Below are 17,033 nucleotides of genomic sequence, written 5' to 3'. Positions count from 1 at the left end.
CGCGCGAGAAAACCCTCGTTAAGGAACTCGGCAAAATGACCCCGTAACTTCGGGAGAAGGGGTGCTCTAGAGATAGAGCCGCAGAGAAGAGGTCCAGGCGACTGTTTAACAAAAACACAGGTTCCTGCTAATCTGAAAAGAGAAGTATAGGAGCTGACGCCTGCCCGGTGCTGGAAGGTTAAGAGGAGAGGTTAGCCGCAAGGCGAAGCTTTGAATTGAAGCCCCAGTAAACGGCGGCCGTAACTATAACGGTCCTAAGGTAGCGAAATTCCTTGTCAGGTAAGTTCTGACCCGCACGAAAGGCGTAACGATCTGGACACTGTCTCAACGAGGGACTCGGCGAAATTGTAATACCCGTGAAGATGCGGGTTACCTGCGACAGGACAGAAAGACCCCATGGAGCTTTACTGTAGCTTGACATTGGATTTTGGTATAAAATGTACAGGATAGGTGGGAGACTAAGAAGCTAGGGCGCCAGCCTTGGTGGAGTCGCCGGTGGGATACCACTCTTTTTGTACTGAAATTCTAACTTAGACCCCTGAATCGGGGTTGAGGACCGTGTCAGGTGGGCAGTTTGACTGGGGCGGTCGCCTCCTAAAGAGTAACGGAGGCGCCCAAAGGTTCCCTCAGCGCGGATGGAAATCGCGCGAAGAGTGTAAAGGCAAAAGGGAGCTTGACTGTAAGAGTTACAACTCGAGCAGGGACGAAAGTCGGGCTTAGTGATCCGGTGGTACCGAGTGGAAGGGCCATCGCTCAACGGATAAAAGCTACCCTGGGGATAACAGGCTTATCTCCCCCAAGAGTCCATATCGACGGGGAGGTTTGGCACCTCGATGTCGGCTCATCGCATCCTGGGGCTGTAGTAGGTCCCAAGGGTTGGGCTGTTCGCCCATTAAAGCGGTACGTGAGCTGGGTTCAGAACGTCGTGAGACAGTTCGGTCCCTATCCGTCGCAGGCGCAGGAAATTTGAGAGGAGCTGTCCCTAGTACGAGAGGACCGGGATGGACGGATCACTGGTGTACCAGTTGTCTCGCCAGAGGCATAGCTGGGTAGCTATATCCGGATCGGATAAGCGCTGAAAGCATCTAAGCGCGAAACCGACCTCAAGATGAGATTTCCCACAGCACAAGCTGGTAAGACCCCTGAATGATGATCAGGTAGATAGGCCCGATGTGGAAGCATGGTGACGTGTGGAGCTGACGGGTACTAATCGGTCGAGGGCTTGACCTAAAACCGCAACGAAGGTTAAACCTAACCGGAGCTCAAACGAAGGTTAGGGAAGAATCTGAAGACTTAAAAGAAAACAATCTGTGCAGTTTTGAGGGAACAGCGAAAGCTGAAAACTCAAAAGATCTGGTGATAATGCCGGAGGGGTTCCACCCGTTCCCATACCGAACACGGAAGTTAAGACCTCCAGGGCTGAGGGTACTTGGACCGCAGGGTCCTGGGAGAGTAAGTCGTCGCCAGGTAAGTAAAAAGAACTACGTTAGAAATAACGTAGTTCTTTTTTGTTATAATCTAGAGAAATGTGGAAAATAAAACTCGAAATGGAAGGAAACTTGGCGTATTTATAGAAAACATATCTATATACCTTAGATGCTGATTCAAACGTATAAGGTACTTCAGCTAGAGTTATGTACATAGGGGGAAGTATTATGCCTTATGAAGCTGGTGGCCGAGCAGATAAATTTGGTAATAGGTATGAAAGTCGTTGGGTCGTAAAACAATTGTTGCGATTATTAAATGAAGAAATATCTTCTGTGATTATTGAAGCTATTGGTGAAGAGGAAGAAGGAGTTGATCTCTGGATTAAAAACCTAGATGGTAGTCGAGAATGCCATCAATGCAAAGCGCGAAATTCTAGTAAGGAATATTGGGATCTTAGTGACTTAGATGCTAGAGGTATATTTAAGAAAGCCAAAAAGCAATTAGAAAATAATGATTCTGTAAACTATTATCTTATTTCGGCGGTGGCCGGGGTAATGATGAACGATCTCACAATCAGAGCGCAAAACTCAAATTCTAATTCTGAAGATTTTTATAAGTATCAAATTGAAACTAGCGGAAAAGAAGTAGTCAAAGCATTTAAGAGTTTTGCAAAATATATGCAATTAGATATTGATACGGTACAAGGTCGATACCGCGCATATGAATATCTAAGGAAAATATACTTAATTCAATATCCTGATGATATTAATACAAAGCAAAGTCTAAAAGAAATCATTATGTTTCTCTTTGTAGGGAATTCAGAAGCAATATATTCTTTGATTTCTAATTATGCAATTGAGAACCAATTGCTTGGAACCGAAATAAATTCTTTTATGTTAAATAATTACTTGCTATCACAACCTGACTTATCTAGTAGACAATTATGTAAAGATGAGAGGGTAATTTCAAGACTTGAGTTTCTAAACGAAGAATTTATTTCTTCATTTGTACCAATAAATAACTTGATTATTCATCGGACAGAAAGTGAAGAGTGCTATAACAAGGTTTTAAACGGTATATCATTAATTTTGCATGGAAAAGCAGGAAGCGGGAAAAGCGGATGTATTCTTGAATTATTAGAAAATCTTAAAAAAGCAAATATAATCCATCTTGCTTTGAAGTTAGATAGAAGATCACCAGAGTATACATCAAGAAAGTATGGAGAAAGTATAGGGTTACCCGAGTCACCAGTAATTTGCCTGGATCATATTTCTAAAAACAGAGAAGCTGTTTTAATTCTTGACCAACTTGATGCTATTCGTTGGACAAATAATCATTCTAAAACAGCACTAGAAGTTTGCAAGGAAATGATTCGAGAGGCAATCATTATTAATAAAAATCGTGATAAAAAAATAGTAATTGTATTTATTTGCCGCACATTTGATTTTCAAAATGATAGTGGAATTAAATCACTATTTATAAATGATGATAAGAAAGAGAATATTACATGGAAAGATATCGTTATAGGTGAATTGAAGGACCAAGATGTTAAGGATATTATTGGTGAAACATTTAATAATCTTTCAAAAAAACTACAAGTTTTGTTAAGAACTCCAAGTAATCTTTATATTTGGAATAATTTAGACGAAAAAAGACGGAACAGTAATTACCTCTCCTCTAGTGAATTAATAAAACAATGGTGGGAACAATTAAGCGAACATTATGAGACTATTGGTATATCGAATAGCCAATTGAATGAATTAAAAGATGCTATGGTAAGTCATATAGATAAATATGGAAAACTTATGATGCCCCAACAGCTTGTTGGTAAATATTCACGTCTTGCAGTCAAGCAACTATTATCAGATGGTTTGTTGATTTCAGATGGAAACAACATCGGATTTGTCCATCAAAGCTTCTATGACTATTTTTCTGTAGAGAAAATGCTTAATGAAATATTTAACGGTGCTTCAATTATAAATATCATGGGACCTAAAATAAAACAAACTCCTATGAAACGATATCAACTTCAAATGCTACTCGAAAATCTATTGGATTATGATATTGATTATTTTGTCACTCTTGGAAACGAGCTACTTACTAGCCAGGAAATACGGTTTTATATGAAATACGTTTTTTTAGAAGTATTGGGACAGGTAGATAAAATTAGTCAAAAAGTGAAATCTTTTATAGAGGCAAACATAGAGGATAGATACTGGAAACAACATATTTTTGATGTTGTTTTTCTTGGTCATCCAGTATTTATAAAATATCTTATCCAGGAGGGGTATATTACTTCGTGGCTTAACACAAAGGTAAATGAAGATTTAGGATTTAGCTTGCTTAGATCGGTAAATATTTCTATACCTGATGAAGTGACCTTACAAGTTCAACCATTTGCTTTTATTGATACTGATAAAGATACTAAAATTTATAATTGCTTGTGTTGGAATATTGAAGATGATTCGGAAGCCATGTTTGAATTCAGGTTAGAAGTATTAAAGAAGAGACCTCAGTTCAGGAACAACTATATCCATTGGGAAGCATTTCTAAATAAGAATCCGGAAAAAGCAATTATTATGCTTTATATGCTTGTCACAAATAGGGAAAATAAGGGGTACAATGAACATGATTTAGATCAAAAGGCTATTGATAAATTGGTTCAAGCTTCTGAAAGTAATCCATTATATATTTGGAATACCTTTATGCCATATGTGGCAAAGGCAACTTATAATATTACAAACCCATATGATAAACAATTAGATATATGGGAAAGCAAGCAATATATGAACCAAATTTATGGAAGAACCTTTATAAAGATGATCAAAGCATCCGCTGTTATACTTATTCAAAATGATCCTCTAGAATTTATTAAACTGGTTGAGCCCTATTTCCAAAATTATTCACTAATAGTAAATGAAATAATTCTTCATGTCATGGAAAAGTTACCAAGTGAATATTCGGATTATGCATTAAACTGGCTATTGGAGAGGCCTCATCATCGTTTATTTAATTATATCGGAGAAAATGATGAGTATTTGTATTCAGCAAAAAGGATTATAGAAAGACATTCAAAAACGTGTTCGGAGCAAGTTTTTAACAAACTTGAAGCAGCTATTTATTATTATCATGATGAAGATGAACTAAGCCATGCCAAACATCGTTTTGAGTTTAATAAAGAGAACAGAAAATCTGGTAGTCGTCTATTAGCTTACTGGCCATATTGGGGTAAGATTCAGTGTTATTTAATTCCTGCTTTGGATAATAAGAGAAAAAGTAAGAGTACGAAAGAGTTGGAGTTAATATTGCAAAGGCGTTTTGAGAAATTTGATGTGCCATATACAAGAAGTAGGGTGAATTCCGGTTGGGTCGGTTCGACACTGGGAGTGGCTGCAGATAGAATTAACAATAAACAATGGCTTAGAATTATTGAAAATAAAAAACCATATAAACGTTGGGGTGAAAGATGGCCTAGGAAAGATGGGGTGATTTTGGAGTCTTCTCCAGAACAATTCGCTAGGGATTTGGAACGTGTAGGTGAAAAAGACCCAATAAGAATTGCGAATATGGCTTTGAGTTTTACTGATGAAGTGGATAGTCATTATGTAAATGCCGTCTACCGCATCATAGAGAAAAAAGAAGCTCCCAAGGAAAATACTCTTAACGATAATTGGAAACCAGTGCCTGTTGATGTTGCGCAGCAACTATTCCTTAAGTTTAGAAATCGAGATGATGTTGCTATATCCTTTTGTAGAGCGCTTAGAGAAAGAGCCTATGAAAAATGGGATGATTCAATATTAAACTTAATTTCAGATATAATTAGAAATCACTCTGACCCAGAACCAGGCAAAATGAATGTTTGGTCTTCTGATGATAAAGAAGGAAAAACAGTTAATATGTTACATTCTAACTCAATGAATTGTGTAAGAGGATGTGCAGCCGAGGCTATTGCCGCATTGCTTTGGGAAGATAAGAAACGATATGTTAAACTCAAAGATTCTGTAGAATTTGCAGTATATGATACTCATTTAGCAGTTAATATGGCAGCTATTGAGTGTTTATGTCCTGCAATGATCATTGATAGAAAAACAGCTACGAACTGGTTTTTTGATTTAGCGAAGCGAGATATAAGACTAGTCTCTCACCATTTAGCTTATCAATTATTCTATAACCTATTTGAAACGGATGAGGAATTAATAAGGCTGCTTGTATTACAAATGTATCAATCAGAATATGAAGATGTTTCAGAAATTGGAGCAAGGCATATAGCAAATATGAATATCTTGTTTGGTAGTTTTCAAGATATTGTTCACAACAGAAATAAAACTAAAGTACAAAAAAAAGGAATGCTAGATGTCGCAATTAATTTACTAGGACATAGGGATTTACATGACAAATGCAAATTGATTATCGAGAGGTTTTTAGATGAAGAAGATAGTGATCTCTCTCATTCATTCTCACCAATACTGTATAAAGGGGTAGTGAGTATCCAAGATGACTTGGAATTTATTGTAAAGGTGGTTAGTACTAAAGTTAACAGATTATTGATGCATCGATTCATTGATTTCATTAATGAAAATGACACTCCGATTGAAAAATTGAAAGATATAATTCTAGGAATGTGTCAAAACATTGTACAAAATACTCAAGGTGAAACAAAGGATATCGGAAATGAACTATATGGGATAGCACCAGAATTATCTCGGTTAATTGCTATATTATATGATCGGATTCAAGGTAATTCGGAAGCTGAACTGCAATGCTTAGATACGTGGGATCTGATGTTTGAATATCGAATTGGTACGGTACGAGAGTTGAGTCAATCGATAATGAATTATTAAGTATTAATACGCCTTTGTTTCACTTTTGAAGGGTGCAACGTCCTGTCGCACTCTGGCTTCGGGGGGCTTCATCCTTCCGATAACACTGAATTTCCAAAATTTGTAAAGATGCATGTGGAAAGATGCTTCGGGAATCCCGGGGACGTAGTTTGAAAAACCAGACACTTGTGGGTAAAGCTATGGAGACTTTAAAAAAGCAACACTAAAATAAAGCTATTATTATTAAAATCATAGCTTCCAGTAAATAGCAAAATAGCTATAAGAACTAAGTTGCTGTTTCTAACTTATAGCCACGTTTAATTAGTTCTTGAATCAGTAAATCATCGGGAACCTTAAAAAAAGTAAAGGACTTTTCTTTCAAAATGCAGGGTTCAGACATTTCCTTAAAAGGCTCATTTTTAGAAAGCATGTTGTAAATAGCCATCAGAATCGATTGGCAGACAGCCATCACCGCTTTGTTGTGACCACGACGAATTTTAAGTGAGTTAAATCGGCTAATTAATCGCGAATTTTTCTTGCTTGGAGAAAGGGAATTGACGCACTGAGTCAAAATCGCTTTAAGATAGCGATTTCCTTTTTTGGTCTTAGCCGACCGTCGTTTCCCCCCAGTTTCATTATTTTGAGGACACACTCCTGCCCAAGAGCAGAAGTGCCTTGCTGAGGGAAAGCATGACATATCGGTGCCGATCTCCGAGAGAATAACAATAGCCGATATTTTCTTAATCGCAAAGCAGGAACAAAGAAGCTTGATAGAAGTTTGAAGGGGCTTAGCTTTTTCTTCGATGAGATGTTCAATTTGGGCAATCTTATCATTAAAGTTTTTGAAATTATCAAGAGCGATCGAAAGCTTGTCCGCTTGGGTCGCCGTCAGTTGTCCCTTGAGAGCAAGAACTAATTGAGGAATTTTCTCTCGGAGCTTGCCCAGTACAAGATCGGAGAGAAGTTCCTCATCAAGGGACTTCGATTGCAGGAGAGCTTTCATAATGTTCATCCCTGATTTTCCGAAAATATCGGTGGCCACAGAAGAGAGCATAAGATTACAGACGGTAAGAATGTTGTGGATTCGGCTTTTTTCAGCAGATCGAGCACGGACCAGTTTATGACGATACCGAGTTAAGTCACGCAATTCCCGGATGTGTTTGGGAGGAATAAAACGGGGTTGAACTAGACCCAGCCGGTGGAGTTCGGCCAGCCATTTAGCGTCCCTGCGATCCGTTTTATTGCCGGGGAAAGTCTTGGTGAAGTAGGGGTTGGCCAGAGTGAGAGCGAAAGAATCTTCCATAAGGTTGAAGACCGGAATCCAGTATTTGCCCGTGCTTTCCATCACGACAACGTGGCAGTCGTGATCCAGAAGCCAACGCATCGCCATCTCAATACCGTTAATCATGGTTGAAAAAGATTTGACCTAAGTTTCATAAATGCTCTCTTTTTTTGTTGTAAGGATAGCGACCGTCATGAAGTTTTTGTGGACATCAATTCCGGCACAGATAGGGTAAATAATTTTCAGAGAGAATCGCCCTCTTTAAAGCAATATATAGGCTTGGACAGGGCTTCCCTAAAAAAGAAAATTTAGTTTCCGTGCTCGAAGCACAATCATAGATTCATAAAGGTAGCCGTCGCAGAGTTATGCACGGGCTTATCCGCCCAAAGATCGGATTCTACCAATTATCCACCGCGTTCGGACAGTCCAGCCTATAATCCACTTATACAGAAAGTAATGGTAAAGGGGAATAGGCTGATATAAAATTAGCATAAAAATTTTCATCATCATGGATGCCGCGAATCGCGGCATAGGGATCAGTTATCTGAAATCACGCCACGGATTGAAAAATATTATATGTAATTGCTGAAATATGAAATAAAGAAAATAGACATTCACAAAGCAGCGAGGCCTAGTCCGGTAGAGTTCTAATTTGTAAGAGAATAATTTAAAGAGGAATGAATAAAAATGACAGAAAATGAATTAGGTGCTATTTTAAGAGAAATGTATGATGGGGCACCGGGAGGTTACCAAGTAGCAAACATTCATCTATTTGGTATCAAATATGCATCAGATATTTTAGAAAATAATTATAAGGCAACAGATATTGTTCGTGCTTCGGGAATAAATTCGTCATATGCAACAGAAGTAAGTAAAGGGATTAAGCTAGCAAAATATGTAGAACCAAAAGTAAGATAGAAAATTTTCAAGAAGGCTAAATAGGTTTGGATAGAAGAAAAGAGGATTAGCTATATGCCGATAACGCCTAAACAAGCTTATGATGGAAAAGCAGCAGAACATATAGTCATTAGTGAGCTGCTAAAAAATGAGTACATACCTTTCATACCTTTATTGGATCGGGGCGTAGATATTGTAGTTAAGTCAAAGCGAAATGAAGTCTATTATGAAATCCAAGTGAAATCAAATAACTCACCAGAAACTAATAATCAAAAGTGGTTTGTTTTTAGTGGGGGGTTACAGGTAAGAGATAATTTAATTTATGTTCTAGTGGATATGGTTGAGGGTGAAATTTGGGTGATACCTTCCTGTATCATTAAAGAATATGGCAATCAGTGTAAGAGTCAATTTGATTTACATCTTAAACTTAGGATCAAAGGACAAGGAATTACAAGAGGGGAATTATTAGAGAAATATAAATACAGAGGCAATTGGGATTTAATTGAGGGCTAAGGCGTGACTTCAGATAACCAGAGGGTTCCCAAAATATAGTATGAACTAGTAACCAGACTTCGGGAACCCTCGAAACGTTATATAAAATTGCGTGCAGAAAACCGCGACATGTGTTTTACGGATTATGAAAGGAAATAATATATGCTTTATTCACCAAAACAAGTGGCTAAAATGGCCCAAATTAATGTTGAAACGTTAAGGTATTACGAACAAAACGGTGTTCTGCCTTCTCCAGTACGAGATAAAAATGGTTATAGATTATATGATGATGATACGATTGAAAAACTTGAAACCGTTAAATATGCCAAAACCTGTGGACTTACCTTGAAAGAAACTAAAGAGATCTTTGTAATACTTGAGGATAAAAATATTGATTATAATTCAATTATTGAATTTATAAATAAAAAAACCAATGAAATTAACCGAAAAATTGCCAACTTAAATAAAATGAAAGAGATATTCGATAAAATAAAAACAAATATTGCAATCGAGACCAAATGTCCGATAAAAACGACCTTAAAAAATTTATAAATACCTTCTTGACATCGTACTTAACTACAAGCTTTATGATTGGAACATAAAATCTTGGAGGTATGATAAGATGAATGTTCTAATTATTTATGCTCATCCTAATCAAAAAAGTTTTAACTATTCCATTTTTGAAGAAGTTAAAAGGGGTTTGGAGGATGGGAAACATTGTTTCACCACGATCGAATTATATCAAGACAACTTTAATCCAACGCTAGTGTTTAATGAAGATATTAAAAAAAGTGATTTGATAAATAACCCGGAGACAAAACATTACCAGGAACTTATTCAATATGCCGACCATTTGATTTTTATTTATCCGGTTTGGTGGTATAGTATGCCTGCAATCCTAAAAGGATTCATTGATAAGGTGTTTGTTTCCGGATTTGCTTATACATGTGAAGGTGGACTTCATAAAGGATTATTGGTAAACAAGTCAGCTTGGGTTATGTATACCATTGATTCTCCATCGTGGTTTGTTAGATTATTTCGCAGAAATATTGAATGGATAGTAATGAGAGATGCTATTTTAAAATATTGTGGAATAAAACGTGTGAAGAGAATGATGTTTCCAGGAGTAAAAAGCAGTAATTTAAAAAGAAGGCAGAAATGGCTGAACTACATTTATTTACAAGCAAGTAAGAGTATATAAAATCATTTGCCCTGTCGGCGTCTGAGGGCGCGCGACTTTACAACAGAGTATTCCCGACACTTTGCCAAGATGGATGGGGTTAGGGCGCGTCGGGAATTCTCAAGACGTTATCGGAAAGCTGAGGTAAGAGGGTAGTGAATATGCATTTCTTAAGTTAATGTTTAATTGATTCTAAACTTTTTGAATTTACCTATTGACACTAAGAGGAAGATGAAGTAAAATTTAACATGTACCCAGTAGTGAGTACAGTCTGTTCATAAATCGCTCTGATTTATGTAACATTCTATTATCTGCTATGCATGATATAGAAAGTGACGCATTGAAATGATATAATATGCGCCTTCTATTTCGCAATGCTTACGCAGCTGCGAATTTTTTAATTAATAGGAGGAAAACAACATGGAAAGTTCAAAAACGAGACTCACTTTCCCGGTAAAATCATTTAAGAAGTTTGAGGATCCCTATAACCCAAAAGAAACTCCAGCAAAGTATCAGTTTTTTGTGAATGCTAAGAATGTACCTTCAGAATTAGAGTTTTGGCTTGATGTAAATCCACGAGAACAGAAACTAAATACTGACGTTTCACGTGATATTAAGAACTCCCTTTTAAGTGAGGATAAAACGTTTCATTTATTAAATCGGGGTATACTTATATCTGCTGAAGATATAACCTTTGATAATGTTGAAAAGAAAGTTGAATTAGTTCTCAGTGATAATCAGAAACACGGAATAATCGATGGTGGACACACTTATAAAATTATTATTTCTGAACAGGAAAATATTGCAACAGAAAAATACGTCAGCGTAGAGGTTATAACACATGTAAACCACATTGAAATGTTAGCTGAGGCAAGAAATACTTCTGTTGCGGTAGACGACAAATCAATAGAGGAGTTAAAAGGGTCGTTCGATTGCATTAAAGAAATTATCCAGAATCAGAAAATAGGCGAGGATAAGTATTTTAATAGGATTGCATTTAAACAAAATGAATTTTGGGGAGACAAAGATAAGACAAATGTAATTGATGTTAGAGAAATTATTGCGATAATGAACATGTTTAACCCATATTTGTATAATCCTCTTGAAGCAGTGCACCCTATTCAATCATATACGGGTAAAGAGGTTAGCCTAAAAAAATTCCTAAACTTATCGCCAGAGAAGGGAAAAAGTAAAGCTGGGAATGTTGAGTTTAGAAACAAGGTTGTAAGTAATATGCGCTCTATAATCCCAAATATGTTTTTGCTGTGGGATATTATTGAGAAGGAGTTTCCGCAAGTATCAAGAGATCTGAATAGACGATATGGTGCAAAAAAGTATTCAAATTATGGAAATGATAAAGTGAAAAAAGTATCCTTATTTTCAAATGAAGAATTGGCCTATACAGTACCAAAAGGTATAATGTATCCTTGCTTAGGAGCGTTTAGAGCATTAGTAAAGCAAAATGATAGAACTGGTGAATGCTCTTGGGCGTTAGACCCATTTAAAGTGTGGGAAGAGAAAAAGGAAAGCATTGTTTCGATTATACTTGATAACTCGAAAACCGCTGCAGGGGATAGCCCAGATCAGATAGGTAAATCGAGCTTAATTTGGGACTCTCTATATAATGGGATATTTATCCATCGTCTTATGAGAAAGGCTTAAGGTTTTTATATACAAGGACTGCATTAGTTGAGCAGTCCTTGTATTACCATTAGGGTGCATTTTTGTTTGATGTAAGGTTAAAGGGATTAAAGTATTGTAGATTCATAGAGTTTTATTTCTTTAGTTATTCTTTGTGGGGCCTCATCTCCGATAACACAGAGTTCCCGTAACTAGAGGATGATGAATGTGTTTAGGACGCAGCGGGAACCTGCGAGACGTTCTACGACATATCATGCAAGGCCGCGCTGTCCATGGCGCGGACGAAAAGAATTGGGTATTTCTTTGTAGTAGTTGGATAAGACGCTAATGAAAATATTAATATTTTGTAAAGGAGGCTATGAAATGTTACCAGTTGAGAATGAATCTAACGGCGTTAAGATTACTATTCTGAATTATATTCTTAATAAGAAGTACTCATGCAAAAGAGATTGTTGGAGTAGTGATGATTGTTCTATTAAGAAAAAATGCTCTATATCTCAAAACAAGGGTACATTGATTGGGACAGAAGTAACAGTAAACATTCTAAATGCTTCTGATTCATCTTTTAGTATAAGATCAGGTTCATGGGAAATGATTGATTCCAATGGCTATGCATATGGTGCGTGTGCCCTATGTGATACTCACCACCCATCTCGAACAGTTAATCCAGATAGTTGGAGCGTAAGCCCTGGTACACAGATTAAAACTACTCTTTTGTTTGCAGAATTAGAAAGTGGAATTGATGTTGCGGCTTTTCTATTTTCTCAAAACTCATTCTTATTGAAATTTGAGGTAAATCCTTTACCTGATACGGTTAAATCATTGTTTGTGGTAAGAGAAGAAGTAAGTATCAAGCAAGCTCTGGAGCATGACTATGAATTAAGGAGTCTTCATAGTGAAGTTAACAGGCTTAAAAAAAATGTGTTTTCTCGTTTTAATAACACTCTTACTCCAAAAGAAATAACTTCATTGGATAACAGTATTATTAACTCGGAATTTGCTATTAAAGAGGCGTTTCGGAAACTAGAAGATTGGAAAAAAGCGCTCTTGGAAGAAGATTTCATTGAAGCAATCACACAATATCAGACAAAAATTGATATATTCCGAGAGAATGAAAACAAAAGCAAGATATTATCTCAAAAAGTTGAACAACTTTATGAACTCACCCCACGAGAATTTGAAGAATGGACAGCTAACCTCTTTGAAAGTCTTCGATATGAAAAAGTAACTCTAACTCCACAGAGTAATGATAAAGGAATTGATGTTCTTGCTGAAAAAAATGGTCTTAAAATTGCAGTCCAATGTAAGAAATTCAAAGGCGTTGTTGGTTCTCCAAGTATTCAAACTTTTTTAGGAGCTCTGCAGAATGCGGAAGCCCATAAAGGGTTCTTTATCACTACGGGTACATTTAGTGTAGAAGCTGAGAAAATTGCTTTGAATATGCCGATTGAGTTATATGATAAAGTTCGTTTGGTACAACTTATAGAAGAAGCAATGAAATAACTTCTGAAATAAAACATAATCCTTTCCAAAGTCATTACGGTATAATAATATTTGGGGAATTAGATGGTTTGCCAGTAATTTTGTTAAGGCAGCGCCGTCCATGGCACTGTCTGAGTTTGAGGGCACGATACGTCGTAGAACAGCGTATCCCCAAAATCTGAGAGAATATGAACGTAATAACGAGACTTCGGGAATACGCAGAACGTTATATAAAATCGCGCGCGGGGCTGGCACATCGTGTTGAGAAGTAGTTCCTATAGTAATTGAAAGTTTATAAGTCTCTTAAAAAGTATTTCGTTAGGATAGTTAGATTACTCGATAATAATACTGAATTTTATAAACTGAGAAGCCCCTCAAGTTGGGCTACTGATTATTCAGTTCAAGATGCGGTTGATGATTATAAGGTTATTTTTGCAGTAACGAAAAAAGAGTTTATGTCGTGGATTCATTAAAACATACGATTCTTAATCCAATATACAAAGATAAATTAAAAACATATAGTTAGGGGCTAAATATTATTCTGTGTCACCATCCATTGGGGTTCTGGCCTGGGGGCGCGCGACTTTACATTACACAACATTCCCGCAACTTACGGGATGGTGCATGTGCTTGAGATGTTGCTGGAATCCGCGTACGTAGTCTGAAACCGTACGTAAATGGCTGCGCGTCCATGCGCGGATTTTATAAAGAAGGCTCGACATGATAATACTGCTGGAGGTAATGCATGATTATTGAAAGCAAAAGAATAGAAGATAAGAATCTAACATGGTTACTTCGTTGTCCAATAAAAAGTGATGCAAATGAATTATCTAAATTGAGAATTCAAATTGATGGTGAAACAGGAAATCTCGATAGGAAATCCGGCGAAGGTTTATTAACTCCAGAAGATTTTGAAAAAATTATTTACGAAGATTCAATAGTGGAAAAAACTATATTTTTACTTGCAGAAGTAGAAGGAAAAATTGTTGGATTTACTCGTTGCATAGGAAGTAAGCTAAGTAGATTTAGGCATAAAGCTGAGTTTGGTATATGTATAACAAAGGAATACTGGGGTCATGGAATAGGTAAGGTACTACTAGAAAATATTTTGATGTGGGCAGATACTGTGGGAATTGAAAAAAATTTCATTAACTGTGGTACAAACAAATACAAAAGCAATTCAATTATATAGAAGATATGGATTTGTAGAAGAAGGATTATTAATAAAGGACCGTATTCATGAAGATGGAAACTATTATAATACAGTTATAATGGGGAGATTTTCAGATAAATAGATCCGAGGCGCTGTCTGAGTCACGGGGCACGATACATATAGAACAGCAGGTTCTCGCCACTTAGAAAAGATGAATGTGGTTAGGGCGCAGCGGGAACCTGCAAAACGTTATCGGACATCCAGGCTAATTTTAAGGATCATAGGTTAGCTATGGTAGAGTGAAACTGTTGTATAAGTTATAAGTGCAAGTTGGCTTAATTTGGTTTTCATAGGGGAAGTTAATTCTATGGAGGAAAATAAAGTGACCGATCCAATGAACCTTATGTGCATACTCATCTTACTCGCCTTCACGTCTTTAAGGTATCTGATTTTGAACTCCTTTCCCTTTTTAACTAGCAATACACTTTCTGAGGAAATGAGATTATTGCTTTGTACTCTTTCTAATTTGGAGATATTCACTTTATTCTTTATTAAACTTTCAGTCATGTTCATTATTTTGTGCAATAACTTATTTCGTGTTTCCAACCATTATCAATTATCTTCAGAAATAGCTAGAGATGTATTTGAAATTTTATTTGATATTAAAGCTTTAATTGAAAACCATAAATTTAGTGCCCTCCCTTTTGCTCAGATCTAAAACAAGAAACTTATTTCTGAGTGTAAGAGGGAGGAATATGATGCTTATCATAACGGTACTTTGTATACTATTAGTGGGCTTTATTTATCAGCTTATTTGGGTTAAATATGAGAGAACAAATTATCCACCTATTGGTCAAATGATAGAGGTTGAAGGACATAAGATGCACATATATTCGGAAGGACAAGGGAGTCCAACCGTTGTGATGACCGTAGGCTTGGGTTCACCATCGGCTATCGTAGATTTTTATAGAGTTTTAAAAGGTCTTTCGCAATATAATAGGGCAGTTGTCTATGAAAGACCGGGATATGGGTGGAGTGAAATAGCAAATACTCCAAGAACTGTCGAACAAATTACTAACGAACTTTATTTACTACTTGAGAAAAGTGGAGAGAAGCCTCCATACATCTTGGTTGGACATTCTATGGGATCATTAGAGGTTCTTCATTTCGCCCAAAAACATCCATGTTTAGTCTCCAGCGTGGTATTGGTTGACGGTGGTAGTCCTGAATTTTATAATACTTTTAAGTTTTCAACAGTTGGTAAAATAGCTATTCATGCTATAAGACTTGTAACAAGATTTGGGATAATCAGGATTTTAGGGAATATAGCAACTATTTTAGGTATTAATACAATGAAATACTTTTCAAAAGATATGAGAAATAGAGCTAAAGCAACATTTTATAGTAATTGGTTTAATGACAATAGTTTGCAAGAGCTAAAGCTTGTAAACCAAAACGCGACTATAGTTGAATCATATGGCCCGATCGGAGACATACCCCTTGTAATTATGTCTTCAGAAAAAAGCATAGAGAAAGTAAAAGGATGGAAAAAGACTCAAGAGAGTCTACTAAAGTGGTCAGGAAATAGTAGAATGGAATTAATTCAGCATGCTAGCCACGGTATGCATTTTAATAATCCCGAAGTTATAGTAGAAGAAATAATTCAAGTGGTAAATGGTAATAACCCAATAGAATAATTCGGTGACGCACTATATAAAGGGATATGCAAGAGAATGGGCATTTAAAATTTAAATAAGGGAATGCTGGGGGAATATTTGCCGACGTCCACAGTATTCCCTACACCTGCCAATATGTGGTTGAAATCTTGATTAGTACAAATTGGAGAGAAAATGAAAAGCAGTCAAGCGGATTTAACAAAGCGGGGGTTCATTGATGAGACAAGTGTGAAGAATTATCTGCACTTATCTTACAAAGATTTATTGAATCTTATTAAATCTCCAAGAGCGTTTGAAAGAACTGTAGCAGTAAAATTACTAAGCAATTATGTTGATTCGTTGGAAGAAGTAAGTGATATTCTTTTAATGACACTCACTCAGGAAAAAAGTCTATATACAAAAATTGAAATATGCAAAGTGTTGGAGAATACTGGTGTCGGAACGGCAAGGAAAATGATCCGTTATTTAGGGGAAGTTGGCAGTAACCAGCATCGGTATTTGCCGCAAGATATTTCAAAAAAATTAAGTTATCCCTTGCCGAGAGATATCATAGCTAGAACGTTAGGGAAAATGAGTATTGATATATTGCCGGTAATGCTTGAGACTCTTGATCAAAATGATACAAAGATAATTAGGGAAGTTATCGATGCCATTGGATATATGTGTTTTTACAATACTATTCCAGATAAAGAATATGTGGTTGAAAAATTGCTTATGTGCCTTAATACATACTATTACGATGACGTAATCAGATGGAAAATAGTAATGGCATTTTCTTCTCTTCATGAGCAAGATGTTATAGATAGGCTTTGTACGATAAGTCGGACGGATAATAAAGAACTGATCAGAAATGAAGCGAAAAGATCGTTGGCTCTAATTAATAAGTTTATTTAGGGTCGACGTCCTGTCGGCTTCTGAGTATGAGGACGCGCGACTTTAGATAACGAGGTGTTCCCATAGCTTTAATAAAAAAAGTATCAAT

The 17,033-nt window shown here is 36.5% G+C and carries 10 protein-coding genes, 2 rRNA genes and 1 pseudogene (1 of these 13 cut by a window edge); 12 read left to right on the top strand and 1 reads right to left on the bottom strand.

Annotation, left to right across the window (positions count from 1 at the left end):
• The 3 genes from ACHOLT_RS02555 to ACHOLT_RS02545 form a co-directional block, all read left to right on the top strand.
• A 23S ribosomal RNA gene (locus tag ACHOLT_RS02555) occupies positions 1–1,230 on the top strand; it begins 1,684 nt to the left of the window's first position.
• A gap of 122 nt (positions 1,231–1,352) precedes the next feature.
• Positions 1,353–1,469: ribosomal RNA gene (gene rrf, locus ACHOLT_RS02550) — 5S ribosomal RNA — on the top strand.
• A gap of 186 nt (positions 1,470–1,655) precedes the next feature.
• Complete coding sequence (locus tag ACHOLT_RS02545; RefSeq protein WP_425805580.1) at positions 1,656–6,269, top strand: hypothetical protein; 4,614 nt, start codon at positions 1,656–1,658, stop codon at positions 6,267–6,269.
• A 265-nt stretch (positions 6,270–6,534) separates the two neighbouring features.
• On the opposite strand, the gene ACHOLT_RS02540 is transcribed toward ACHOLT_RS02545, so the two are convergent.
• Positions 6,535–7,656 carry an IS110 family transposase gene (locus ACHOLT_RS02540; RefSeq protein ID WP_425805579.1) on the bottom strand — a complete coding sequence of 374 codons (1,122 nt, stop codon included), beginning with the start codon at positions 7,654–7,656 and terminating at the stop codon, positions 6,535–6,537.
• A gap of 561 nt (positions 7,657–8,217) precedes the next feature.
• Between ACHOLT_RS02540 and ACHOLT_RS02535 the strand changes: the two genes are divergently transcribed.
• The 9 genes and pseudogenes from ACHOLT_RS02535 to ACHOLT_RS02495 all read left to right on the top strand — a co-directional run bounded on the left by ACHOLT_RS02535 (position 8,218) and on the right by ACHOLT_RS02495 (position 16,945).
• A complete protein-coding gene (locus ACHOLT_RS02535; RefSeq protein ID WP_425805577.1) occupies positions 8,218–8,448 on the top strand; it encodes an HTH-like domain-containing protein in 231 nt (76 codons plus the stop codon).
• Positions 8,449–8,502: 54 nt separating this feature from the next.
• On the top strand, positions 8,503–8,940 hold the full coding sequence (locus tag ACHOLT_RS02530) for a hypothetical protein (protein ID WP_425805575.1): 438 nt from the start codon (positions 8,503–8,505) through the stop codon (positions 8,938–8,940).
• A gap of 141 nt (positions 8,941–9,081) precedes the next feature.
• On the top strand, positions 9,082–9,471 hold the full coding sequence (locus ACHOLT_RS02525) for a MerR family transcriptional regulator (protein ID WP_425805574.1): 390 nt from the start codon (positions 9,082–9,084) through the stop codon (positions 9,469–9,471).
• A 70-nt stretch (positions 9,472–9,541) separates the two neighbouring features.
• Positions 9,542–10,120, top strand: coding sequence for an NAD(P)H-dependent oxidoreductase (locus ACHOLT_RS02520; protein WP_425805572.1), 579 nt, complete (start codon positions 9,542–9,544; stop codon positions 10,118–10,120).
• A gap of 399 nt (positions 10,121–10,519) precedes the next feature.
• Positions 10,520–11,761: an AIPR family protein gene (locus ACHOLT_RS02515; RefSeq protein ID WP_425805570.1), complete on the top strand. Its 1,242-nt coding sequence runs from the start codon at positions 10,520–10,522 to the stop codon at positions 11,759–11,761.
• A 342-nt stretch (positions 11,762–12,103) separates the two neighbouring features.
• Entirely contained in the window at positions 12,104–13,243 is a 1,140-nt protein-coding gene (locus tag ACHOLT_RS02510) for a restriction endonuclease (RefSeq protein WP_425805569.1), read from the top strand.
• A 724-nt stretch (positions 13,244–13,967) separates the two neighbouring features.
• Positions 13,968–14,517 (top strand): annotated as a pseudogene (locus ACHOLT_RS02505) (GNAT family N-acetyltransferase).
• A 613-nt stretch (positions 14,518–15,130) separates the two neighbouring features.
• Positions 15,131–16,072 (top strand): alpha/beta fold hydrolase, encoded by a 942-nt coding sequence (locus ACHOLT_RS02500; protein ID WP_425805568.1) that lies wholly within the window; start codon positions 15,131–15,133, stop codon positions 16,070–16,072.
• 153 nt (positions 16,073–16,225) lie between these two features.
• On the top strand, positions 16,226–16,945 hold the full coding sequence (locus ACHOLT_RS02495) for a HEAT repeat domain-containing protein (RefSeq protein ID WP_425805567.1): 720 nt from the start codon (positions 16,226–16,228) through the stop codon (positions 16,943–16,945).
• Positions 16,946–17,033 lie beyond the last annotated feature (88 nt).

The sequence above is a fragment of the Desulfitobacterium nosdiversum genome (assembly GCF_049860565.1).
GTDB lineage: Bacteria > Bacillota > Desulfitobacteriia > Desulfitobacteriales > Desulfitobacteriaceae > Desulfitobacterium_A > Desulfitobacterium_A nosdiversum.
Note: the sequence above shows the minus strand (reverse complement) of the source record. Positions and strands in the feature narration are given on the sequence as shown.